17 protein-coding genes are annotated in these 23,506 nt (G+C 40.5%); 4 read left to right on the top strand and 13 right to left on the bottom strand.

All coding sequences use genetic code 11. The features are described 5' to 3' along the window. Positions 1 to 9: 9 nt before the first annotated feature. The 4 genes from B9A91_RS16360 to B9A91_RS16345 all read right to left on the bottom strand — a co-directional run bounded on the left by B9A91_RS16360 (position 10) and on the right by B9A91_RS16345 (position 6,575). Positions 10 to 3,615, bottom strand: a complete 3,606-nt coding sequence (locus B9A91_RS16360; RefSeq protein WP_159451727.1) for a SusC/RagA family TonB-linked outer membrane protein — start codon at positions 3,613 to 3,615, stop codon at positions 10 to 12. 281 nt (positions 3,616 to 3,896) lie between these two features. Further along, positions 3,897 to 5,009 (bottom strand): FecR family protein, encoded by a 1,113-nt coding sequence (locus B9A91_RS16355; protein ID WP_084240080.1) that lies wholly within the window; start codon positions 5,007 to 5,009, stop codon positions 3,897 to 3,899. Positions 5,010 to 5,143: 134 nt separating this feature from the next. Then, entirely contained in the window at positions 5,144 to 5,722 is a 579-nt protein-coding gene (locus tag B9A91_RS16350) for an RNA polymerase sigma factor (RefSeq protein WP_084240079.1), read from the bottom strand. Positions 5,723 to 5,873: 151 nt separating this feature from the next. After that, the gene (locus B9A91_RS16345; protein WP_084240078.1) at positions 5,874 to 6,575 is read right to left on the bottom strand and encodes an energy transducer TonB; all 702 of its coding nucleotides are present in this window, start codon (positions 6,573 to 6,575) and stop codon (positions 5,874 to 5,876) included. A 257-nt stretch (positions 6,576 to 6,832) separates the two neighbouring features. Between B9A91_RS16345 and B9A91_RS16340 the strand changes: the two genes are divergently transcribed. Beyond that, positions 6,833 to 7,075, top strand: a complete 243-nt coding sequence (locus B9A91_RS16340; protein WP_084240077.1) for a DUF6364 family protein — start codon at positions 6,833 to 6,835, stop codon at positions 7,073 to 7,075. A gap of 26 nt (positions 7,076 to 7,101) precedes the next feature. Here the strand turns inward: B9A91_RS16340 and B9A91_RS16335 are convergent, their stop codons facing one another. From B9A91_RS16335 to B9A91_RS16310, 6 genes are all read right to left on the bottom strand, one after another. After that, positions 7,102 to 7,701 carry a DNA alkylation repair protein gene (locus B9A91_RS16335; RefSeq protein ID WP_084240076.1) on the bottom strand — a complete coding sequence of 200 codons (600 nt, stop codon included), beginning with the start codon at positions 7,699 to 7,701 and terminating at the stop codon, positions 7,102 to 7,104. 43 nt (positions 7,702 to 7,744) lie between these two features. Beyond that, positions 7,745 to 8,038, bottom strand: a complete 294-nt coding sequence (locus B9A91_RS16330) for a hypothetical protein (RefSeq protein WP_084240075.1) — start codon at positions 8,036 to 8,038, stop codon at positions 7,745 to 7,747. A gap of 12 nt (positions 8,039 to 8,050) precedes the next feature. Beyond that, the gene (locus tag B9A91_RS16325; protein WP_084240074.1) at positions 8,051 to 12,646 is read right to left on the bottom strand and encodes a hypothetical protein; all 4,596 of its coding nucleotides are present in this window, start codon (positions 12,644 to 12,646) and stop codon (positions 8,051 to 8,053) included. Positions 12,647 to 12,656: 10 nt separating this feature from the next. Next, positions 12,657 to 17,558, bottom strand: a complete 4,902-nt coding sequence (locus tag B9A91_RS16320; RefSeq protein ID WP_144008967.1) for an AAA family ATPase — start codon at positions 17,556 to 17,558, stop codon at positions 12,657 to 12,659. A 12-nt stretch (positions 17,559 to 17,570) separates the two neighbouring features. Continuing rightward, positions 17,571 to 18,635 carry an amidase domain-containing protein gene (locus B9A91_RS16315; protein ID WP_084240072.1) on the bottom strand — a complete coding sequence of 355 codons (1,065 nt, stop codon included), beginning with the start codon at positions 18,633 to 18,635 and terminating at the stop codon, positions 17,571 to 17,573. A gap of 518 nt (positions 18,636 to 19,153) precedes the next feature. Beyond that, positions 19,154 to 19,474 (bottom strand): hypothetical protein, encoded by a 321-nt coding sequence (locus B9A91_RS16310; RefSeq protein ID WP_084240071.1) that lies wholly within the window; start codon positions 19,472 to 19,474, stop codon positions 19,154 to 19,156. Between the two features lie 264 nt (positions 19,475 to 19,738). Here B9A91_RS16310 and B9A91_RS16305 point away from each other — a divergent pair, with 264 nt between their 5' ends. The 3 genes from B9A91_RS16305 (at position 19,739) to B9A91_RS16295 (ending at position 21,417) form a co-directional block, all read left to right on the top strand. Next, positions 19,739 to 20,092, top strand: a complete 354-nt coding sequence (locus B9A91_RS16305) for a TonB-dependent receptor plug domain-containing protein (RefSeq protein WP_084240070.1) — start codon at positions 19,739 to 19,741, stop codon at positions 20,090 to 20,092. Between the two features lie 218 nt (positions 20,093 to 20,310). Beyond that, positions 20,311 to 20,508, top strand: a complete 198-nt coding sequence (locus B9A91_RS16300) for a hypothetical protein (protein ID WP_084240069.1) — start codon at positions 20,311 to 20,313, stop codon at positions 20,506 to 20,508. Positions 20,509 to 20,763: 255 nt separating this feature from the next. Further along, positions 20,764 to 21,417 carry a type II CAAX endopeptidase family protein gene (locus tag B9A91_RS16295; RefSeq protein ID WP_159451726.1) on the top strand — a complete coding sequence of 218 codons (654 nt, stop codon included), beginning with the start codon at positions 20,764 to 20,766 and terminating at the stop codon, positions 21,415 to 21,417. Between the two features lie 466 nt (positions 21,418 to 21,883). Here B9A91_RS16295 and B9A91_RS16290 read toward each other — a convergent pair whose 3' ends face one another. From B9A91_RS16290 to B9A91_RS16280, 3 genes are all read right to left on the bottom strand, one after another. Next, positions 21,884 to 22,141 carry a hypothetical protein gene (locus B9A91_RS16290; protein WP_084240067.1) on the bottom strand — a complete coding sequence of 86 codons (258 nt, stop codon included), beginning with the start codon at positions 22,139 to 22,141 and terminating at the stop codon, positions 21,884 to 21,886. Between the two features lie 2 nt (positions 22,142 to 22,143). Continuing rightward, complete coding sequence (locus B9A91_RS16285) at positions 22,144 to 22,416, bottom strand: hypothetical protein (protein ID WP_084240066.1); 273 nt, start codon at positions 22,414 to 22,416, stop codon at positions 22,144 to 22,146. 259 nt (positions 22,417 to 22,675) lie between these two features. After that, positions 22,676 to 23,476, bottom strand: coding sequence for an inorganic diphosphatase (locus B9A91_RS16280; RefSeq protein ID WP_084240065.1), 801 nt, complete (start codon positions 23,474 to 23,476; stop codon positions 22,676 to 22,678). Between the last annotated feature and the right edge of the window lie 30 nt (positions 23,477 to 23,506).

The raw sequence follows: 23,506 nt of genomic DNA, 5'->3' as shown, positions 1-23,506 counted from the left end.
CGTTATCATTTAAAAATTAGCGTTGAGCCCAAAAATAATTGAAGTCGGGATTCGCATTCCGCTTGTCTCAGCATCTATACGAACGTCTTTTTGTTTGTACCAAACAATGTTTGGGTTGTTAACCTGAAGGTTCATTCTTAAATTAGAAGCCTTCACCTTAGCAGCCAGCTCGCGAGGTATCAAATAGCCCAGCACAATATTTCTTACTTTAAAAAAATCTGCTCTGCGGATAAGATTATCCGAATAATTGTATTGGCCATTTAGTGGAACCTGGTAAAACTGTCCACTCCCCGGAATATCGGTGTTCGTATTTGTCGGTGTCCAACGGTTGAGCAAATAGGAAGGTGTCTGATTATAACTAGGACTTGGAAAGGCTGTAGGAACTTGTCTGGCCCTAAAATAATTTCCACCCTGATATACAGCAAATATACTCAGGGAAATTCCTTTATAAGAAAGATCATTATTGAGGGAGAGGTTATATTTTGGATCCTCATTACCCATGTAGACTAATGCATCAACATCAGTTGGACCCAAAGTAGCTGTAGTGGGAGCGCCAGTAGCATTATACCATTGGGGAACACCCGTTGCGTTTAATCCGGCAAATTTATATGCCCATATAGAGGCTACCGGATAACCCACCCTAAAAGAACTACTCTGAACTATTTGAGATGGTGTTTTAGTAAGTTCATCAACGCTGGTTACTTTGTTATTATTTAAAGAACCAGTCATATTTGTAGACCATGAGAAATCATTCCGTGATGAAGCCCTAAACCAATCATAGGCTAAGCTCAATTCCACTCCTTTGTTGATCATACTTGCATTATTAACGGTCATAGAAGTAAAACCTTCAGACGGATCCAAACGCTTACTTGCAAATAAATCTGTTCCTACTCGCCTATACCAATCCAATGAACCTCTTAGCCGGTCTGTAAATAGACTGAAGTCGATCCCAATATTTGTTGTAGCAGTTTTTTCCCAGCGTAATTGCGGATTAGGCGGGTTAGATACGCTTGCATTTGGCAATTGGGTTATTGAATTAGTTCCTGTTGTTGCAGCAAGAAATGCCGTTACATTCTTGATATTGCCGGTAAGACCATAAGAACTGCGCAGTTTCAGATAGTTTATAGCCTCAATGTCTTTTATAAAACGCTCCCTTGAGACTATCCATGATGCCCCGACTGACCATAAAGGTCTCCCTCTATATTTTTCATCACCACCAAAAAGATCCGCATAATCCTTCCTTGCAGATGCAAATAGATTATATTTTTTATTATAGGTATAAGTAATATTTGCATACCCCGAAGCATATCGATGCATCGTTTCCCTCGGATCAATGGACAGCCCTGGTAAAGCAGACGTTGTCTGGTTATCAAAAGAAATCTGGTTGAAATGGTACTGACGTGTTGCGTAGTTCGCATCCCAGGGAGCACCATTATTAATATTGTATAAGGTTCCATAATTTACCAGATTGGACCCTACCTGAAGCTGATCATCATAACCCAATAAGATTGCTTTTGTCCCGGTATTGATCAATGTCTGACGGAACTCGCTACCAATCAGCGCTAAAATCTCATGCTTCCCGAAGTCTTTGTTATAATTTGCCTGCATACGGGCAGTGTAATTTGTACTGCCAGAATTTCCGGTAGCCAATTTACCACCTTTTGGTAATAAATTGGTATAGGTATAGTTTCCGGCGGTACCTGTCCGGGTTGTGTATGCATTCTGAATGATTCGCATCGTATAGCTATCCGATTCCGAGTAGGTTGAAGAGGTGTTCCGGCCATCTTCCACCTGGAACATTGGGTTTATCGTTAGTCCTTGAACCGGTTTGATGTTCATGTTCAGAAAGTATCGGGTATTAATGGTTGAATTATCATTGAAATCGCGTTCCAGTTCATCCAAATGGTTGAATTTAAAAGATGCCAATGCCGAAGAGTTTTCATTATTGATCGGATTATATCCATTGAAACGGCTCGTATAGTAGTATGCCCTGGAACCATCGTCATTCAACAGCTTGTAATAGGCTGGCACATTACTGGGGTTGTTCGCCCATTCACTATTGTGTGTCCTTATTTTGCCAATTACGCTGTTCACCCCATAATCCAGATCGATCCACTTAGTCAGGCTATAGCTACCTTTATAGAACAGATTAAGTGTTTTGGTATAGGAGTTAATAAGGGCCAGGTTAGTTCCGGTTGGTACGCCACCTGTTGAATTATTATTACCCCCATTATTATCAGTTGTGTAATTGACGATTAAGCTATTCTGCGCTTTTCCACTATTCGTCCTTAACGCAACGTTATATTGTTCAATTATGCCTTTTTGGATTGCATTATCCTTGTACTGGGCCAGGAAATCATTCTTTTTCAGATCAGACAACACTCCTTCAAGTTGAGGCTGACTGATAAGGCCCTTCTTCTGCTGATAATAGGCATAGGCGATTGGGCTAATAAAATTAGAGGAGTTAATCCTGCTGTCAAAATCTCCAATAGGATTTGCCACAACCGGACCTCCGTTGCCCCCGCCGTTAAACCACCATTTGTAATAATCGCTTTCATAGTCTACCTGTTGGGCAGGGCTCATCCAATTTTGATAACTATAATCTGGCTTATCTGTTACCGTCAAATTGCCTGTTACTTCTACCACTGTCTTCCCTATTTCCTTGGCCCGTTTGGTGGTGATTACAATAACGCCATTAGAGGCGCGCGCCCCATAGATAGCTGCTGCAGCAGCGTCTTTAAGCACACTAACACTTTCAACATCATAAGGGTTAATTTGCTCAATTCCTCCTTCAATTGGCAAACCATCAACAACATACAAAATGCCGCGCATGGTATTATCTAGGGTACTTAAGCCTCTTATCGTTGTCCTAAGACGGGTTTGCACAAGCCCTGGAACCAAGCCCTCAAGATTTTGCAAAATGTTGGTAACATTTCTTTTTTCAAGCTGTTCCCTCCCCACTGTAGTTACAGACCCCGTCATTTTAGTTTGCTGTATTTTTTGATAGCCGGTGTTTACTATATTTACTTCTGCTAAACTTGAATAAGTGAGTTTTAAATTGATACCTATATTACCTTTGCTTAGCAACTCTGATGTAAGTGTCATCTCGCGGGTTTCATAACCGATATAAGATATCAGCAACACATCCCCAGCAACAACATCTTTAAGGATAAATCCGCCGTTTTCATTTGTACTAACACTTTTGTTACTACCTTTTACCCTCACAGTTGCTCCAGGTAAGGGTACATTGTTCTCATCTAACACAAAGCCTCTTATATCCTGTGCAGTGATTCCGATGATTATTTTATTTAGCAATGAGGGTGATTTCTTAGATAAAACAATGACCTTATCCTTAATTTCGAAAGCAAGTCCTTGTCCATCCAGAATCTTGGATAGGGCATTTTCCAGGTCAACATTTCTTACATTCAGGCTAACCTTTTTGTCAGCATCAATTAATTTTGAATCGTAAACGAAGTCGTACCCGGTCTGAGTTCGTATTTTTTTGAAAACAGCTTCCAGTGAGGCGCTCTTTTCGTTCAATGATACCCGCTGTGCAAACCCGGTAGCAGAAACCTGCATTAGGGAAGCGATGAACATAATTATGACTAGTTTCATAATTAACAATAATTTTTGTGGCAGCCACAGGCGTGACATACCTTGGTTAAAAGCATATATTTGCATACTTTTGATTGGTTTGAGTTGATATTTGTTGTTGACTACATCATTTGTTTTCCCGACTTATCGGGACGGTCGCTCAAACTCGCCGGAAAGTGTTGACAGCACTTTTCGGCTCTTTTTTAACGGCCTTAATTTGCTTTTTAACTTTTCTGTCGTAAATGTCTTCTCATTTTAGTTTGGTTTAGGTTTATTTATATAATTCTCGGGTTGATTTATTTTTATTGCGGCATCGCAATAACATTACGCTCATTTATTTTAAAACGCATCTGTCCGGCAGCTCCAAGTCTTCCCAATACAACTGAAAGCGGCTTTGAACGGGATATAAGGCCATTTATAGAGACTAACTTTAGCCGCGGGTCTGTATATTCGACCTTGATGTTATACCATCTCGCAATTTGCTTCATCACACTCTCCATAGATGTTTCCCTGAAATAAAAATCATTATTTTTCCATGCCAGCTCCAAATCTATGTCTGCTGGCATAACATTCAATTTCCCATCGCTATTAACAGCGAGTTCTCCTGGTTTAAGCACGTACTTCCGGTCAATCAACACACTACCTTCTAACAAAGTAGTTTTTGTTGCCTGCTCATTGGTATAACTGTTTACATTAAAATGAGTACCTAAAACTTTAATGCCCTGATTCCTGGTTTTTACAATAAACGGGTGTTTTTTGTCCTTCGAAATTTCGAAGTAAGCCTCTCCCGAGAGCTCCACCTGTCTTTCATTTAAATGAGAGAACGAAGAAGGGTACTTTAATGAAGATGCTGCATTTAAAAAGACAACTGAATTATCTGGCAGAACTATTTTGCTCTGTTGTCCATTGTCCGTTTCCAGCATATTATAATCCGTACCTTCATTTTCAGAAGACTTCACTTTGTAAACAATCATTCCATTACTGGTTTTGGTAATGGAGATATCCTTGTCATCAACCAGGATTCCGGCAGATGCCTCCGAGATCATTATCTTTTTCCCATTTCCTAACGTTAACGTGGCACCGTCTTTACCTGCAGGAATATCTTTTGTATAGGAAACAAAATGAGTTGTTTCTGACTCTGAACCAGTATAGTAATAAAGACCAATTGTACATATAATGACAGCAACTGCAGCAGCAGCAAAATTTCTAAATAACCTGAAGTGATTTGGCCTGGATTTCCTGTCAATCACATTCCACATTTCAAATTCAGCACTAAAAAACTGCTCATCCGTTAACCCGGTAGGCCCATCTGAATTAAATTTATGAATATAATTAAGTGCCTGTTGCTCCTCAACCGGACTAAAGCTGCCTGTGTTCAGTTTATCCAGTAAATCATTAATCTGGCTTTTATCCATGGGGCGTGTCAGTTGTTAATATTTTATGATTTTATACCGCATAGACAACTCAGCACAATGAATCAACCACAAGCATTTAAATTTTTTTTCAAGAAAAATTAAATATTAAAAAAAAGATGAAGAAAGGCTTAAAATCACCTCTGTAGCATATAAATTGCAAAAACTACAACACCCAGTTTATTTTTCAAATGTGCAGACGCACGCTGGAGTTGAGTAGCCACTGTATTTTCAGATATGTTGAGGTCATTTGCGATCTGTTTTACAGACATATACTGCCTATACTTCAGCTCATAAACCTCACGCATCCTGGGCGGCATAGCAGCTATTTCCTTTTCCACCAAAGCAGCAATGTCTTTTTCCCGAATCAGAAAATCAGTTTCTTCCGAGTCTACGTCCACTTCTAACGACAAACTAAGTACATGATGCCGGATTACACGTTTGTGCTTCCATATATTCAATATTTTGTTCAGAACAGATTTGTACAAAAAACCAGATAGATAAGTTTTTAGAATAAAATTAGCGCGATTTTCCCAGAGCCCGATAAAAACTTCCTGTATCACATCTTTTGCTTCTTCTTCTACCTGTAGTCTCTTATAAGCATATGCAAACAAAAGCCCGTTATAGCGGTTGTAGATTTCCTTAAAAGCATTATGATTATTATCTTTCAATAATACAATCAGCTCTTTATCAGTTTTTTCGCTATAGTTCGGCATCCGTATTTCCTGCTGGACAAAAATAATTAAACTCAATTAGCAAATTCCGTTTCATCGAAAAGTTTGCCATAAAGCTACGAAAAAAGCAGTCAGGAATAGCTTCCTCTACACTGATGTAGCCTGCTGTCCAGTACCATGGCACGGCCGCATTTTAATTAATTGCTATAGGAATGTTGTATTTAACCCTAACATTTTTGCCATCCTGTATTCCTGGCTCCCAATTTGGGCATGCACTAATCACCTTCAGCACAATTTTGTCGATTTGTGGATGTACCCCCTCAATTAAGGTCACATCAGTTACACTCCCATCTTTATCTATTACAAAACTCAAGAGTACTGTACCTGAGGTATACCTCAGTCTTGCCGGTATAACCAGGTTCTTTCTTAAATATTTGTAAAAATTCGCTATTCCACCCGGGTACACAGGAGGTTTTTCTATCGAAACGAAGTCGTACGCCTTATCGGCCGCCAAGGGATGCCCGCCTTTAATTTCGGGCATTTTTTGCTCAGTGCCCTTTTCATCGAAATTGGTTTCCGACAGCAATTCATTTTTTGCATAGCGCTGCAAGCGTTTTTTTGTGCCATTTTTATGAAACCAGCTGAACTCCCCTTCCCTGATTTCCGGATTCAGTGAAGAATACAGACCGATCATATACGGCTCACCTGTTTTATAATAATCGGCAATCTCATATTGCTTGCCTTTGGCAATAGTTTTAACGATCCTGAAATAAGAACTTGATTCCCGATCTGCCAAAGCAAAATCTGAATTCAGGAATATCGTATCTACTTTTTGTCCATAAGAAAAAGCACTGGGGCAAATAAAGAGTATAAAAATGGTAAGGCGTAAAATCATAGCGGGCACAATTTAATGATTAATCAGGAGAAAAAGCTAGCCAGATCAGCAATCCATAGCGATCATCGCAGGTTGGTCTTTAATCGTAGAAATAACGCAAGTTTGCAATTCGTTCAACCAATCTCAGGGTTTGGTCCTGGCAAAATATATATCCTTGTAAACGGATTTTTCTAAGAAAGAAAAATAAGGGATTTCTATATTTTAGAAATTACGATCCATTATGCGCATACATAGAAATACATACGCATATTTGTTTTATGAAAGCAAGATTAAATTTAACTATCGACGAAACACTGCTGTCTCATATCAAGGCTTATTCGAAAAGTAAAAAAGTCAGTATTTCAGAACTGGTGGAGCAATATGTCCTCAGTATTTCAAAACCCGCCAAACAGCAAAACATTATTGATATGGTAGAAAAATTAAAATCTGCAAAATTTAATGTCAATGCAGACTTAAAGAAGGATTTTTATGAAGAACAGACGAGCAAGTATGGCTGTTAATAAAAATCAATTTATCATTACTCTTATCACCTTCCTTTCACAAGTTTATAGGTAAACGCGATTTTTTTATCTGCCAGATCCCAGGTTGCAGTTTCCTCGGCCACTTTGTCTGCGTATTTCCTGCTGATATCTCGCAGCGCATTGCCCACCGATTTCCGAAGGTACTCGCTGAGATCTGATTTATGTGTGCTGATCAATTGTATCGCTACATCCGGGTGGTCTTTGAAATACGGCCTGTTGGTCCAAATACGTAAGCCCTCTATCACCGCCCTTCTTACATTCGGATGTTTGGCCGTTAGCCAGTTTTTAATGTCGGGTAAACCTTTCTCATAGCCGATGGTCTTGCAATAATAGTCGAATGCTTTCGCCAGCATTTCCTGTACACGCCAATTTTCATCAGTTGCCACCTTTGTTTCCAGCAGTTGTAGTGCGGCAGGATGCTCTGGCGAAAGCAGCCCCAGCAAATAAGTCGCCAGCATCCTGACCTGGTAGCTGTCATCCATCAGTAGTTCCTCAGCAAGTTCAGTATGGTATTTTGTTTTGTCGGCAAAAATAACATCACCGGCTTCAATGATGTGCTTGAAACCGTGTTCTATCTTCTTTATGCTGTTAAGGATCTCCTTCATATTGTGCGTGAATTATCTTATAATTTATTTTGGAATCATTATCTTACTGAGTGTTGCAGGCATCCTCAGGAACGGTTTCCCAGCATTTTTTTTGATCTGTCATTGTCGGATCAATATCTTTACACATGGCCCGCCTCGCTTCTTCTTTTGTATTAAATGGACCTAAATGTTTTTCTCCATATTTGGGCACTTCGCCAACAAGCTGAACCCTACACATACAGGAAGTGGTTGTTTTATTAACAACATAACTGGCTCTGTTGTTATTACTTTGCTGATTGCAGGAAATCAGTAAAATAAGCCCTGCAATGATCAAAAAAAAGGTATTTTTAGTTTTCATGGTTTTATTTGTTTACTTGTAAAAAATATAATTGTTAATTATCCGGAGTCCATCGATATTCTGGGGATCATGCAGCTTAGTTTTCTCCAGCACAACCGGAAGGGTCAAATCGTTATGGCACTCCAATTCATAAATAACGATCCTGTGATGCCCAAAAAGAATCCGGTCAAAGTTTAACTGAAAACCACATTCAAACATGCTATCTGTATAATCACGTATGGCAGGTTGAAGATCTTTCAACAACAAGTGGTACCTCATTTCAACTAAAGTGTTTTGTTCGTTAACAAGTACGTTATTTAACCGGTACTCTTTATTCGACAATTCAGACTTTACTACTTCCCATGTATCCCCTGTACCACTTTTCTGTACACACAGCAGAAATTCAGACTTCAATTCCTTTTTCTTAAAATACAGGCTGCTTACGGCTCCTGAAATGAAGAATTTATTGACTTTGGGCTTCTTAAAAAGAACAAATGGGTTCTTAAACTTCCGATCAGGTCTTATGGCGAAAAAGTCCGATTTAATGGGGACAGATAATCTATAATCCTCATCAAAACGCTCATTTTCATTAGCTGTAGCCTGGAGCAGACCGTAATTTGCAGAGAATGGCTGATAATTTACCAGACCCAATTGAACAAAGGGGCTGTGCAGCTGCATTCCTGAAGTATTGTTAAGGTTAAGTTCTACGTCTATGTACCATAAATCCTGTTCGGCGTCGTACAAGGGAATATAGCTAACCAGCCCTATCAATCCTGAAGATATGGTCTCCAGGTCCGAATCGTACTGTGGTTTGAAATTGCGCATGTACTCTTTTTCAAATGGTCCCGTACCGATATTGAAATTTTTCCTGGCCAATTGAAAATTAACCAATTCCAGGCCATCATCCGGATTATCCATAACAGCGTCCCTACCAGCTTTGCTGATGTAGTCATTCAGATATTTAGGGTAAACCGACTGGGGCTCATTGATTAAAATGCCCAGTCTAAAATCCTTTCCATTTGGCGACGGATGGTAATAAATCCTGATCCGCTCTGAAAAATCCGTTTGTGTGCCATCCTCATAATCGTCTCTCTTAATTAAAGAAACAATCTTCTCAACCACAGGCACCTGTGGCTTACTGTTATTGAATAAATAATTTGATCTGGCAATTTGCTGATCAGGTAACTGTTCATACCTGAGCTTCTCAAAATGCTGTTCCTCTGTTGCACCGAATTCAGCAGACCATCTGGAAAAATTATTTTTGTGTATACCCTCATCCGAAACTGCATTCGATGGTTCAAAACAGGAAATAAACTTGCTGGTATTTCGTACCTTGAAAACCGATGGAGAATGGTATACCAGGTCAAATGATGGGCCGGATTCAAATTCTACCATGCCAAAATAACTGCTAATTGCATGTTCATACCCAGATTCGGCAGGTTTCAGGTTCTTCAGGTAGCTTTGTCCATTATGAACTGGCTTTTCAAAGCGGATTTTGCCTATGTAAACATAGCCTCCTTCTGGTAGTTTGGGCTTTTTCTTGTCAGCAATACTTTTCTGAGGTCCTTGCTGGTGTAAGCTATAATCATTCCATAACATAAACAGCTCCAGTTCACCTGTTGGCTGGGTTTCGGGTAAAGGCACACCATTCCAAATGTTCAGCTGTTCAAATTTAAGATTGAGTTTTGCGGTAATCTTTCCGGGCGTACTGTTCCTGGAACCATCTCTATACCTGCTAACCTCAACATGCTGTATTACAGGGTCAAACAAAGGTTTCTGAACAGCGTGGGTAAATGATAGCCTTACAGCAGAACTGTATAACGGATTGAAGGTATGTTCCGGATCTTTTCCCCGTGGGGCAAGGCTGCTCACATTCAGCAAAGCAGGCGCAAAATATGCCATTTTGCTGTTGTAAACAGGATAGCATTCAGCAAATAGTTTCCTTCCTTTTGGAACTGACACCTCAAGTACTTGTGAATGTTCAAATGATTCAATTTTATTTTGTTCGCTTTTCCCACTCTTTAATACAATTTTCCATGGTTTCAATTGCGGGTAATCCCCTTTTCCAAATGGACAAACCACATCATCATAAACATCGGAAGCCGAAATCAAACAGGCCTCATCGTAAAAAAACTTCACAATAAAACCTGTCACAACCGGGTCGCTCAGGTACAACAGTTCGTCATCGTACACTGCCGGCTGCTCTTTTCCATGGCAATAACCTGCACATTTCTGTTTACAGCCTTTAGATTTAACGAAATCATCTTCACTTTTCAGTTCGCACTGGCTTTTACGAAAATGGCGCAGCCTTTCGTCCTTATTTAGCAACCTGCTTTTTGAAAACTTATCTGTTCCTGTAAAGTCATACCATAGATAGGTTTGAAATGTTGGTATCGGTGGCGGCAAAATATAACGCACACACACATCGTTTGAGGCTATATTCCCATCCCTTATTACCATATCAACATTGCTCTCCCCCCAAAAACCAGGTTTAATGTTTTTTGTCTGTTTAAAATAAATATCTTCATCCAACGATACAATCAATGGCCGGATATGATCGTGTCTTTGAAATTTCTCTTCTACAATAAACTTGTCCAGGTTCTCTGTGGCCGAAAGCTGTCTTATTTCCTGCTGGGTCATGTGGCTCTTTCCGTTAAAGTATTGTGCCATCATGATGTACTGATAAACTTTACTGTCGCTAAACTTCAGTTTAGCTGCAGGCCCCAGCTTGTCGCTGTTAAATATAAACCTACGCTTAAGCATATATCTGGCAGGTTTCAGCTGCTGGTTAAAGGGAAACCAATCCTGTCTTAAAATACCTTTTGTTGCCTTTACCAGGGCAAGAAGTTCGGCAGATATGTGTTTTTCCTGTTCTTCACTTTCCCGCATCCTTGCTACTATGCCCTCAGCTTCCTTTTCATATGCTCTTTCATAGTGCCTCATGGGATTTCTGGTGCTTAATATAGTGCCGTCCCAGTTGTACATAAAACCATTATTGACGCCGTTTAGCGCTGTTGTACCGTCGGCAGCACTTTCAAGCGAATTGATCAGCGCATCTGTATTAATAGCCAGATCTGTCGCCACAAACCGCTCCTTACCTTTACCTGTTTTACCGAACCACTCATACAGGCGGTTAATTGATGTCCAGTCAGTTACCACATTTCCACCATCCAATACCCTTACATATACAATAAAGCCGCCTGTAAGGTCATGCTCATAAAGTTCCTTCCGACCATCAGCAAGCCCTTTATTAGGGTCGTAAGCCAGCCATCCGGCATCATTCACAAATACTTCATGCCCCTTGGTCTGGATATTGGCAATTCTGTTTTGCAGTTTCAGCGCGGCCTTATTGAGTTGTTCTGTTCTGATCTGAAAATCCTGGTAAGCAAACAAGTCACTTGATTTTCCCTTGAGAACTGCTTTGGAATTTAACTGATAGTGTTTATACTCCTGCTCATCAATGCTGATGCGCTTCAGCGTGCCATCAGCAGCGACATTTTGTGTTGCTTCTTTCAGATTACGCTGAACACCCTCTGCTTCAAAACTGATGATACGGGCTTTACCCTGCAGCAAGGGCATTGAATACTTGTAGTAGGTGTCATATCCGGCTACTGCTAAGGGTACCAACGCGTTTCGCTTAAGATCAAGGGTAACCTTAGTGGCAAAGTCAAAATTGATGAGTTCCTCAAAATCCTGATGTCCCGCTAATTTAAGCTCCAGGACTGCAGCCGGAACGGGGGCCGAATATTCAAAATTTAACATCGTTCCCAGATATTTCCTTATCGGAAGGATGGCATTCAGTTTGTTTACAGCCTCCTGTATATAGCCTGGTTCATTGGTTAACAGCTTTGAACGCAAATAGCTGTCAGCAATTTTTTGAACTGTACGAAACGCTTCGCTATTCACCATTTTTTTTTGCGCAGCGCTCAGGTCCTTGTGCGGCTCAATTTCATAAAGCGCTACGATCTCATTAATTTCGTTATTACGGGAGTTGTTTAGCTCCAGATTTGCTTCATATGCCTGGGCAATACCTTTGGCAATGTTCTGATCCAGGGCCGTATCTGCACAAGCCCTGATCATAGGATGCTCCTTCAGGTGCTCAATCACCTGTTCAATGGTATTTAAATTGGTTCTCACAGCTTGTGTTCCAATAACATTCTGTACCACCACATGTGGCTGGATAGCGAGCTTTGGCTGGGCGGAAAGCGAAGGAATAAACATTTTCTCTTGATCGGGTAAAAGTCCTGCTTTCTTTGTTTTTTTCCTTGGCTCTGTTTTCCCTCCGCTGGTTTCAAAACCCAGAAAATCTGCCCATAACTCTTTTGCTGAGTTCAGTTCATTGAGCTGTCCTAATACAGGGTAAATTTTAATGTTCTGGCTCGTTAATGATAAGGGAGGTAAATGACCTGTGCCTCGGTCAAGAAGTGATTTTGCCAGTTCGGGTAAACTCAAAACGTCAATCTTCCAGGAATTAATATCATTTTCAGTAACGGTATCACCTTCAGTCCTGTTCAGCACAGGGTGGGCCTGGTTAAGTTCAAGGGCAATTGACAGCTGCTGCTTCCCATTCACCAGGTCGCCTGGAATCAGCAAAGCATTAAAAACCGGTGTCTTTTTATGTTGTGCCATACGTTAATTGTTAAAAGAAAGTTGAGTAAAACTGGTTCCATTCATCGTCGCTCATCGGCTCATAAGGATCTTCCTCTATGATGGCATAAAACGAATCGTCCGGATCTTTGAGGGATTTACCATTGATAAGTTGATAAACATCCAGTAACTCTTTCACAGTTGCAGGGTCTTGCTTACGTTCGGCCCCCGCAATTGTTTTACTGTAAGAACCGCTGAAAGTTTTTCTGATGAATCCCAGCTTGGCCGAATAACTTGCCGTACACCCACCTGTAACATGGCTGTTCTGGCTCCTAACATACATATACAACCTGGCAGACACGCTAATAATCCACACACTAAGCACACCTTCGGCAATAAAATAGCCTTCCATAGTTACGCCGCTGTCGTCTTTTCTAAAGAACAAGCCGACCATGAACCTCACTTCGCCTTTTATAGGACCTAAGCCAATTCCAAAGATGGCGCCCATCTCAATTGCCATTTCAATTGACTTTAACCCTCTTTTTGGCTCGGCAGTTAAGGCGCAATAAAATCCACCTCCAAGGATTCCGGCTGCAATAGTAGCCTTGCTTTCCGGCTTTGCAAGCATAAAGGTGAGTTCCATAGGCCGTTTATCGAAAAACACGGTAAGCATTACCCCTATGGAGATATTAGAAAAAATAAAGCCGGGCGTTGATATTCCAAATACAGGTGAATGATAGGAAATGCCAACATTTTTGGGCTGAATAGAAATGGCAAAACCATCACCAAGGCCACCCAGCAACTCCTCAAGCATCTGAATAAATGACATTGCACCTTCAAACTTCACATCACGGATGCTAACGCTTACATCAGATTTTATACCCGATCCGGTAACAAATTTTACATGCTCAAAGCCCACAGTTATTACACTCAGGAAATTAAGGCTGAAATTGGTAAGCGAGTTTTCTGCATAACTTTCAACCCTGTCAATAACCGATGGAAATTTTAACGGATCTATAAAAATGGTGGTCCTCACATCCACCTTAAGCTTGGTTGCAGGGCCAGATTCAGGGTTGAATTTCACAATCCCCAGATTTGCATTTTTAAATTTACCGGTCTCCCAGCTGTACTTAAGTTCTTTTTTCTTTGGTGTTGTCAGGATTTGCTTTACCCTTTCATATTCTGCTATAGCCGCGTCAATCTGGCTCCGTTCTTTCAATTCCTCCAGTTTGGTCCGGAATGCCTTCTCTACATTATCCAGCATAGATTTTCCCTGGTCAAGCAAAGCTTTTTTATAAGAATCCAGATATTTTTCCAGCATCGAAACAGCATCTTTAAGCTGTTTTTTTGTATCGTTAATGGCAGTAAGCTGCTTAGACACGTCAAATACCCTGAGGCTGTCCTTTGCATTAAATACAATCTGCTCAAACTCATCAACAAGCAAGGATTCCTTTGCCTGAATGGCATTCCATTGGTTTCTGAGTGTTTGCAGGTCCGGATTGCCGGAAATCAATGTTTCAATATAATTTCTTACCAGGGTTTTCCTTTCATGCTGAACCCTTACAGCTAAGGATCTTGCAGCGTCAAATATTGGTTTGAGCTCTTTGGTATAGGTATTTTGAATATCTTCAAAATCCTTTTTATACTGCTCATAACGCTCTACATAATAGCTTACCGAAAATTTCTCCAGTGTTCGGAGTGCCACAAAAAAATGATCCAGCCCTGCTTTTTCAGCTGCCGGAATCCCATCTGCCAAAATAGGATAGCAGGATATCAAAGTCTTGATCCTGGTGTAAACTGATCTGTTTATCTTTTCCTGCTTGTCTGCAATTGCTTTTGCATACAACTTAAGCTCTGCGGCTACAGCTTCACCCTTTAAATAGCTTACAGATAGCTTCTTATGCTCTTCTATCAGTACATACAATCCCTCGGCACCTTTTACAGCCAGATAATAGTCTTCAATTTTAATTTCACTGTATATAGGAAGTGCAGCTACAGATAAATCTTTTAAAGACCTGGTAGCTATATCATTACACATTTTTTGTATATCTGCCAATACCGGAGCTGTAAGCCCATCCAAACGGGCTTTTAATTCCTTTTCGTACCCGGCTATGAGCGTGCTGCTGTATTGGCTTATTCTGGTAAAGATCTGATTGCTGTAATTATTGATATAATTAGCGGCAAGCCTTATTTCTTGTGCTGAATTATATACCTCCCTTAGAAACTCTTCTTTCGCTACCTCGTATAACTCTGCTATCTCATCTGGTGTTATGGGGAGCCTGGAAAATGCTGCCAGTCGTTGCTGTTCAAAATAAATTTTGCAGGCATTTTTGATTTTTGTCAGGTCAGGAATTCTTGAAATGAGCTCATTTTTTGAATCGCTAAGTATACGTTCATACTCCTCAACTTTTTGCTTTCCGGCATCAATTTCCCTTTTAAAACGTTTCACCTCCTCGTCTGCCCTCTTCACAAAATCGAGCGCGTCTTTTATGATCGAGACATTGCCCAGTTCTGCTATAAAAGCCTCAATATTCTCTATCTCGCCAATAATTTTATCCAGACCAAAACCCGGGGTAAGCCCCGTATCCAATACTTCTTCAAGGATCATTTTTAAGCTTACCCCATTCAGGATTTCTGCCGAAGCGCCTTTAAAAAGATCAGCCGTCTTAATGATTTTATCTACACTTTTAGAGGTGTATCCAGACCATTGCTGGTTAATATCTTCTGCATAGGTTAATCCCTGTTCTCCAAATGCCAGAATCTTGTTTTTAATATCCGGGTTAATCAATCCTCCTATCCGGTCTCCTGCATTGTTAAATACTTCTTCAATTTCCCTGTAGCCAGTATTGAGCCGTGTTTGCTGCTCTACAGTTGAGCTTGCCTCATCAAAAAAATTTAGAATGTTCCCCTTTACAAAGTTCTCAGTTTGCTTAAGGATAACTTTGGCCACATTTCCCTTATCACTGAAGTAATTTTGAAGATAATCCGGACTGTACTTCACCAGTGCCGGAACAGGATTTTCGCTATACTGCTGGAAATGCGCTATAAATACCTTTGCCCTGGATATTTGCGGGTAAATGACATAAGGAACTTTGTCGAACACATTCCCCTGTTTCTGTACATTTGCTATGTTAAAATAATAATCTGCATATTCGGTTTGCAGCTGGTTAATTTTGTTTACCGATTTTTCACTAACGTTTACTGTAATGGTAGGATCGTCGGGCGTATAGGCAATAACCTGATTCTGAAAAGCGATGCGCAGATGTATTCCATCATCAAACTTTGACAGGTTATTATTTAACAGGTTCTTTACAGCCGCTTCATCGCAAAACAGGTCCCTACGCATAAAAAAGATAGCGCTTTGCGCCGCCTTATCCAGTTTTTTGCCGTTCTGGTCGTACACATCGAAATCCATTACGATAAGTCTGTCTACCTCGCCTGCGGCTTTATTGTGGTGTACCCAAAAGCTTTTAATGGTATCGTCATTTAAAGGAAGTATAGGCGGTGTCCGGCGCTGCCTAACCCCTATGCAACTGAAGTTGATCTGATCATCGTAATGTGGCCCTGGTGATACACTGCCAGGTTGAGCGGATGGGTTTGTTGGGGTATAGTATTTGATGTTCGCATTGCTGCCAGAGCCAGCCGCCGGGAAGTATTTATCTGGTTCAATAACTTCAACAAATTCCTTATAATCCAGGAAAGAAACTCCATTAATGATCTTTCGTTCAGCAATTTTGATATGAAGGGCCTTTTGAGCGCTGGGCGCAATTACGCCAATTCTTGCAACCTTAATGTAATTGTCCCTTCCTTCCTGGAAATGATGCTCATATTCTACTAAAGAAAGCGACGGATAATCCTCAGAAATATTGTAGTTTTTATAGGCAAACTTGAGTGAAGCACCAGAACTGGTTAAAAGGAATGGGCTTTTAACTTTAATATCAAAAATTTCTTCGCGGTTTCTTGCCTGGTTTAGAAACACAAGTTCGGCCTCATCGAGCAAAGAGGGCAGATAGTTTCCTTTAGGTGGAGTGTCGAGTTTAATGGATTGGCAAGGATTATCACCTGCTGAGGCACTAAATGAGTCGCCACTGATGATGCCTATTGCCCTGAGTGCCGGTGGAATATCAATGAAATAGTTTGGTGAAGACTCCAATCTGTATTTCAATTGTATATTTCTGCGCTCCAGAATTGTCCTTTTAACCTGTTGTCCGTTTACAAATAACCCGAACTCCTTTTTGGATATCTGGTAGTCATTCATCGAAACTTCAATAAACACATCCTCAGCATGTTTATGGGGTGCCAGTAAAAGACCTGCAGGCAGCTCAAAAACGGTAAGCAACTGTGCCGAAGCCGGAATGAGCCGCTTAACCAGATTTTCATAATAGGTAAAGTCAATAATAGTTCCGGGCTTGTTTTCGGCAATCACCACTCCCTTTACATCCGGCAGCTTGTTGAAAGACAACATATCGCCCCTTACATCAAAAGTACTTACGAGTTTAAATACCTTCTTGTTCCGCCAGTCAAGCAGTTCTGAGATCTGATAACGCATTTTACGTTTATCTTTTTTTCCCATTCCGGGCCAAAGCCGAAAAGCTAAAAAACTATAGGAAGAAAGTCTGGCATTTTGCTGGGCGTTTGGCGCCGTAGTATCATTAGGGGTGATTACAAACTCCTCGTGCAAACTTTGCTGTGGAATTTGAACAATCATAAATGGTGCCTGCACTTTTGCTGAACCCGCTGGTTCAGTTGGTGCAAGGTGAAGGCCATCGAAATCAAGATTGATAAAATAGAGCGTTAGGTTCATCCCGTTTTCATCCGAGATTTGTAAACCTTTCTTTAAGTTGGCCAGATCTTCTGGCTCTGGTGTACAGCCTTCAATAAGACCAAGCATTGGATAAATGGCGGCAAATGTTCCTGTGTTAACAAGGAAACTTCGCCTGGACATTTTCTTCATAGAGAGCAGGTTTTAATATTTATCCTTCAAGCGCCAGGCGGTTAGGCTTCCTTTAACTTGCTTAACGTTTATGTCCTTTCTGGCTGTATTGTCGCCCAGGCTTCTGTAGGTTACAAAAACCTCGTTACCTAATTTGCTGGTTACTATCATGGTATGATCAATACGCCCGTCAGCATTGTAATCCTGCTGCAAAATGTCGCCAGGATTAAGTTTATCTGGCGTTGTATTGCCACTAACACGGTTCGAATTTGGTAGATAGAGATAAAACTCATGGGCTACAGTCCAGGAGCAGGTATAGCAATTCTGAATGCTGCAGGCTAAGATATTTTTACAACAGGATGCGCCCTCTGCATTCCAGGAACTATTCTTTTCCCAGCCACCGGCCAGCAAGGCCTGAGAAGCAAAATTGGTACAGTCTCCACCCTTCTGATCGAAATTGCAATACTGCGGATTTGGCGAACTAAAATAGGCTAGGGCATAATTGGCAGCCGCTTTACCATCGTAGTTTTTTAAGCGAATGCCTACACTGGGCTTTTGTACCGTATCCAAATAGTTTACGTTCTGTTTGGCACTGATGTATAATGGATCCTGGGAAAGGAGCCCTTCATTAACAACCACCGTTTTTCCTGATTTCTGCTGCAGCGAAAAGGCATAAAAATTAATGTAAATGGTGCTGATGGTATCCGTTTGCTTACCGGGTTTTAGCCGATAGGTGATGCTCAAGCGCTCTTTAACGTATACTTTTGCGGTATCGGTTTTAAAATCAGTGCTATCTATCACTATAGTATTTTTATACGCAATTGCGGTAAGCCCCAGAGCAGCGGCGGTCTGTCTGAAGAGGTCTACCTTATCGGTAACCCGTTTTGCTGCACTATCGCCTAACATAATGCCGGTAAAATCCTGTCCCCCTGGATCTGATGAAACCAGCCGTTTATATTTGGCCGTGAAATAAGTACTGATCACGGTATTGGCCTCCTCTTTCGTAATATTTTTTTTGCAGGCAAACATGTGCATGCCAAAAGTTAACAGAACCAGGTAGCAGATGCCAGACCTTAAACGGAGTAATGTTTTTTTCATAGCTTTTAGTTTTAGTATTAAATAAGCGTCCACACTAAACCAGCAGAGAATTTACAATAGTTTGATTTACCCTAAGTTATAATTTTTATTGTAAAGAACAATATGAAAAAAATAATATGTATAAAATTTTCTTTACAGCATGATTTTGCTAAAGTATGGGCTAAAAGCACCTTCATATCCTGAAAATAGGCATGGGATATTATTCAAGCATTTTTGAATTGACAATGATCATCAGGTGGCCATTCCTTTTTAACTTAGTATCTCTCTGAGCAGCAAGATCCCTTATATAAATTTACTAATTTTTTTATGTAAACTTATATAAGTTTAGGTTAAAAACCACACAGGTGTATTAACAACACTTAAGTAGCAAGCCAAAATAAGGCGCTAAAAAGCGCTCCCTCCAACAATTTGTACCATTTCGGCCTGAGATAAATTTCAATAGGTTTTTGTTTCAAATAGATAAAATAGTGGGGCAAAGCGGCAACAACATCTATAGATTGTTGCCGCTGTTAACTCAGTTATTCTTCTTCCTTAACCCCAACACCGCACCAGTGCTCAACCTGTGAATCATCTTCCATTGTTACAATGCAAGTCACATCATAATAACCCGGAGCGAAAAAAATGACATCTATCAGGTGGTCTGCTCCAGAGACATAATAAATGTTGGAGCCGCCTGAGCCTTGTACATGCCATTCATACGAAACGGCGCCAGAAACCGGAACAACAGAAAATCCGTAAGAGTTGCCATCAGCGTAGATATCCGTTGAATAAGATGTGACCTGCGCATAAATAGTTGTACAGGCAAAAGACAGGAACAAAACAAACAATAACTTTTTCATAAGTAAAGGGTTTAAGTGAATTGAAAAATTAGCCTTTATGCTAACATTCTTAAAGCTAGCTTTAAGAATTCTTTTAAAAGTCAATCAAATTAGCTGACTAATAAGCAATTTCAACAACCTGCTGCTTTTGGTACTAAACTTCTACCTTTAAAGAGTATCTTCAGATATTAGCAAAGCCACTTTCTACGAAGTGGCAGGTTGGTCATACATTTTATGTATTTATTTATGGAATCCCGTTGACGGCAGCATCATTAAAATAAAAGCATGACGAAATTCTATGTAACTGCCGTTTTTTTATTTGCACTTTTATTTTGTGGAAGTACAGCCTTCTCTCAAACAGCTGCTCCTACAAAGATCGTATGTTATGCAACACCTCCACCCCAGGGGCCATTGTATGTTCTTGTTTTCAAGAAAAAGACACGTTACACTATGGATGGCAAGGTGATAGGCAGTATCGTTAACCCAAACACCATAAAATCTATAAACATACAAAAAGACGCTAAAGCAACTGCTATATATGGTTCCAGGGCGGCAAATGGCGTGGTAATTATTGAGATTGATAAGAAACACGCCAGGAAGGAATATAATAGGCTTAAGCCTCACCTGGATAAGTTTTGATTTCCAAATTATGGGGCTCAAGGCACTGGCTCAGGTAAAGCGGCAACAACCTTCATAGATTGTTGCCGCTATTAACTCAATTATTCTTCTTCCTTAATCCCACCATAGGTAAAGAAGAAATAACTCAAATAGCAATTGTACCAGAGTAACCTATTAAGCTATTTGGCATTAAAATTGTCTTTTTCATTTGAAATGAACTGATAAAAAACTTTACAACTATGAAAAACAAAGAAAACAAATTCGGAAAGTTAGAAGAAATGGGCGTAACTACTTTGAGTAAACAAGAGCAGATGAAAATTATGGGCGGCATGCAATGGACCGGCAGTGGATCAAAGAATGTTGAAATGGACAAGTGGACTGCGTTAACTGTCGGCGACCCCTGGGGTGGTAGATTTGGTATTAAGATTGTCGATTAGTTAATAGTAAGATAATACTCATTGTAGCAAATATGATTAGCAAAGCCACTTTCTACGAAGTGGCTTTGTCGTTTAAAGTTCACAGCGTGTATTTCTATAAAAATGGGGAAGAACCATTTTGCCGAAACTCCCTTTTTGCCAACTTTCAGCTTGGTAAGTTATCCCCGCAGTAGCATCAAATATTTGAGAACAGTTATCTTAGTGAATACATTTAGAACATCGAAAATCAATTTGATCAAAATACTGAACTGGCAAATGAAGAATAAAGCACTGTGTGTCCTTAGAGATGTTGTAACAATAGCATTTCTCATTTTATTTCCCCATTTCGTTCCCTTGCCATTTTACTCGTATGCAGTTATCTGCCTGCTGGCAATATGGTTCCTTTTACGTAAGGATGGAAAAACGTTCGGTGCTATCGGACTCTCCAAAAATGGTTTAACTGGCAAAGCGGTTTTTATAGGAGTACTTTCAGCTTTAGTATGGGTTGGTTTTATGCAGCTTATTTATATCCCGGTAATAAAGCACTTGTTTACTGTCCCTGATTATACTGAATATAATTTTATAAGAGGCAATGCGTCAAAACTTATGATGATCATTATTGCTGCCTGGCTAATTGGTGGCTTCTATGAGGAAATTGTTTTTCGTGGATACATTCAATCACTGCTGCGTAAAAGGTTTACCAGGCACGGGCTGTTATGGAGTATAATTGTTACGAGTATACTGTTTGGCCTGTACCATTGGCAACAAGATATTTTCGGCGTTATTGCCGCTGGTTTGGGAGGTTTGTATTGGGGTTTACTCTATAAAAAATATGCTGATAACCTTTGGGTACCCATTCTTTCGCACGCCATTTTTGATACCGTTACACTGATTCTTATATACACACATAGGTTTGGAAATTTCTGGTAAATAAATCAGTAAGAATGATAAAGACGAATATAAGCTATGATGCCTGGCTACCGTTTGAAAATTCTTTCTTGTTCAGCACGTAAGTGCTACGTGAATAAGAAAATATCCTGTCAATTATATGCTATAACTTACAGCAATTCCTTAATATTTGCAATGGGAAGTTCGGCCGCTTGAAGTTTTAAAAGTAAAATCCAGCTTTTTTGAAAATGAAGCTATCTTTCCTAGGGGATCCGTGTTTTTTGACAATGCTTTGCTAATGACGAACATTGAGCATGGGTGGAAAAGTTTAAAACATTTAATCTAAAATTAAGCTATCAAGAGTTCTTTTTGTATCAATTCAGCCGAAATACGAAACGCAGCAATCCTTCTGAGCATCAAAGTTTGCTGGGCTGAATTATCTTTCAACTTGACCACAGCTTTTTCGCATTTGCTCAGCGTTGAATCAATAGCCATATTTTATTCAGCTTTATACAGGTTTATTGTTCAAATAATCTTCCAGTTGCTCGCCAAGCTGCACTATTAATGCTTGGACAGCCACTCCCTCACCACACCAGATCTTTCCCTGTTTTCCAGACTCCTGCCAAACCGTGCCAAGGGAGGTATGCTGATCAAAAATGGCATATTTTGGTTCTTCCCTGTCGGGGATAACCAGTAAGGGTTTAACCTCGCCCTCAATAGTCACCTGAATTTCGAAAGGTTCCCAATCTTCTGCTATATTCCCCATCCCTAATCCTCCTTATCCTTAAAATCTTCAGAAGAACTACCCGTATGACTCTGGTCATCTCCAGGATTTTCCACAGGTTTCTTTGAAGAACCTGTAAACGCATCATCAGTCAGGGAATCATACCCTTGCGTTCCTGTATTGTCTAAACCATCCCGGGGACTTACCGGGGTTGACGGTGTAATTTCTTTCTTAGCCATGTCCTCCGTGACCTGCTCATCCTGTTCATCCGCCGATTGATCCTGATCATCCGGCATTTCTTCATCTATAATTTTCATGATATATACATTTAGTTTTAAACAAAAATTTACGGCTGTCCGCTACCAGTCTGCGGAACTGCACCGCTTAAAATATGCAGGTCAGAACCGCATATCGCTGTGCTGGTTACTTTTAAAATAATATCGACCTTTTAGTTAGCGTAATATCAACATACTGAAGTACAGATTGTTTCATGAAAAATATCTTAATATTTTATTAAACAAAACCCAAACCCGACTGTTATTAACGCTAAATCCTAAAGCCAAATGCACGACAACTTTACCGGAGTTCGACTTTAGAAGACCTGATGATGAGCGATTCCTGTTTAAACATTTTGAGCAGTCTCAGCTTCAGCTTATCCCAGAATTCAGCATCTATTTCAACACACATCACTTCAAACACCAACAGTTCATCCTGCTCAGCTGTGCCCTCATCAGGTTTCCAGAAACCCTTAGCCGGCTGCCTGGAATATTCAGTTAAGCCTCCAAACTTGGTCGTCAGCTCCTCACGAATCCCATCATACAGTTGTTTAGGGAATACCTGGCCACTGCCATCCCGCAAAGGCAGGAAAATTTCCACCAGCCGGTCCATGGGTAAATCCTTCCGACTTTTTTCAATGAGTTGGAAAGCTTTGCTCGCACTTAACTTTTCCAGCACACTAAATTTCTTACCGGCCTGCGCATTGTAACTGGTAAAGAAAGCTATTGCCTGTTCTACAATACCTTTGTTAAGATTTCTTAAAGCAGTCACCTCCGCGTAACGCTGGGACACTTCAGGAATAGCGATCAGCCTATCGTTTCGCATCCGCTCACCATTACGTTCCTCTTGGACAACCTTAAATGCACCAATTATCCTGCAATCCATCACACAACCCGAAAAAGCCGAAACCTCAGATACTACCAGCACATCCAGCGGATCACCATCACCCCCAACTGTTCCCGGAATGAAGCCGAAATCAAAAGGAAATACCAAACCCAGCGGCATCACCTTTTTCAGCTTCATCTTTCCCGTCTGCGGATCGTAGTCATACTTCTGGCCGCTGCCCTTGGGCGTTTCAATGATTACAGTCACTGTGTCCATATCCCATTATTATTCATTTTTTCTCGCTTC

It is taken from the genome of Pedobacter africanus (assembly GCF_900176535.1).
Classification (GTDB): Bacteria; Bacteroidota; Bacteroidia; order Sphingobacteriales; family Sphingobacteriaceae; genus Pedobacter; species Pedobacter africanus.
This window is presented reverse-complemented; position numbering and strand designations above follow the sequence as displayed.

What these genes read in the sequence shown, in the direction of transcription:
- B9A91_RS16305 (WP_084240070.1), top strand. Translation starts at nt 19,739, where the DNA reads ATGACGAAATTCTATGTAACTGCCGTTTTTTTATTTGCACTTTTATTT.
- B9A91_RS16325 (WP_084240074.1), bottom strand. Translation starts at nt 12,646, where the DNA reads ATGGCACAACATAAAAAGACACCGGTTTTTAATGCTTTGCTGATTCCA.
- B9A91_RS16345 (WP_084240078.1), bottom strand. Translation starts at nt 6,575, where the DNA reads ATGATTTTACGCCTTACCATTTTTATACTCTTTATTTGCCCCAGTGCT.
- B9A91_RS16335 (WP_084240076.1), bottom strand. Translation starts at nt 7,701, where the DNA reads ATGAAGGAGATCCTTAACAGCATAAAGAAGATAGAACACGGTTTCAAG.
- B9A91_RS16350 (WP_084240079.1), bottom strand. Translation starts at nt 5,722, where the DNA reads ATGCCGAACTATAGCGAAAAAACTGATAAAGAGCTGATTGTATTATTG.
- B9A91_RS16340 (WP_084240077.1), top strand. Translation starts at nt 6,833, where the DNA reads ATGAAAGCAAGATTAAATTTAACTATCGACGAAACACTGCTGTCTCAT.
- B9A91_RS16300 (WP_084240069.1), top strand. Translation starts at nt 20,311, where the DNA reads ATGAAAAACAAAGAAAACAAATTCGGAAAGTTAGAAGAAATGGGCGTA.
- B9A91_RS16360 (WP_159451727.1), bottom strand. Translation starts at nt 3,615, where the DNA reads ATGAAACTAGTCATAATTATGTTCATCGCTTCCCTAATGCAGGTTTCT.
- B9A91_RS16280 (WP_084240065.1), bottom strand. Translation starts at nt 23,476, where the DNA reads ATGGACACAGTGACTGTAATCATTGAAACGCCCAAGGGCAGCGGCCAG.
- B9A91_RS16285 (WP_084240066.1), bottom strand. Translation starts at nt 22,416, where the DNA reads ATGAAAATTATAGATGAAGAAATGCCGGATGATCAGGATCAATCGGCG.
- B9A91_RS16315 (WP_084240072.1), bottom strand. Translation starts at nt 18,635, where the DNA reads ATGAAAAAAACATTACTCCGTTTAAGGTCTGGCATCTGCTACCTGGTT.
- B9A91_RS16320 (WP_144008967.1), bottom strand. Translation starts at nt 17,558, where the DNA reads ATGAAGAAAATGTCCAGGCGAAGTTTCCTTGTTAACACAGGAACATTT.
- B9A91_RS16290 (WP_084240067.1), bottom strand. Translation starts at nt 22,141, where the DNA reads ATGGGGAATATAGCAGAAGATTGGGAACCTTTCGAAATTCAGGTGACT.
- B9A91_RS16330 (WP_084240075.1), bottom strand. Translation starts at nt 8,038, where the DNA reads ATGAAAACTAAAAATACCTTTTTTTTGATCATTGCAGGGCTTATTTTA.
- B9A91_RS16355 (WP_084240080.1), bottom strand. Translation starts at nt 5,009, where the DNA reads ATGGATAAAAGCCAGATTAATGATTTACTGGATAAACTGAACACAGGC.
- B9A91_RS16295 (WP_159451726.1), top strand. Translation starts at nt 20,764, where the DNA reads ATGAAGAATAAAGCACTGTGTGTCCTTAGAGATGTTGTAACAATAGCA.
- B9A91_RS16310 (WP_084240071.1), bottom strand. Translation starts at nt 19,474, where the DNA reads ATGAAAAAGTTATTGTTTGTTTTGTTCCTGTCTTTTGCCTGTACAACT.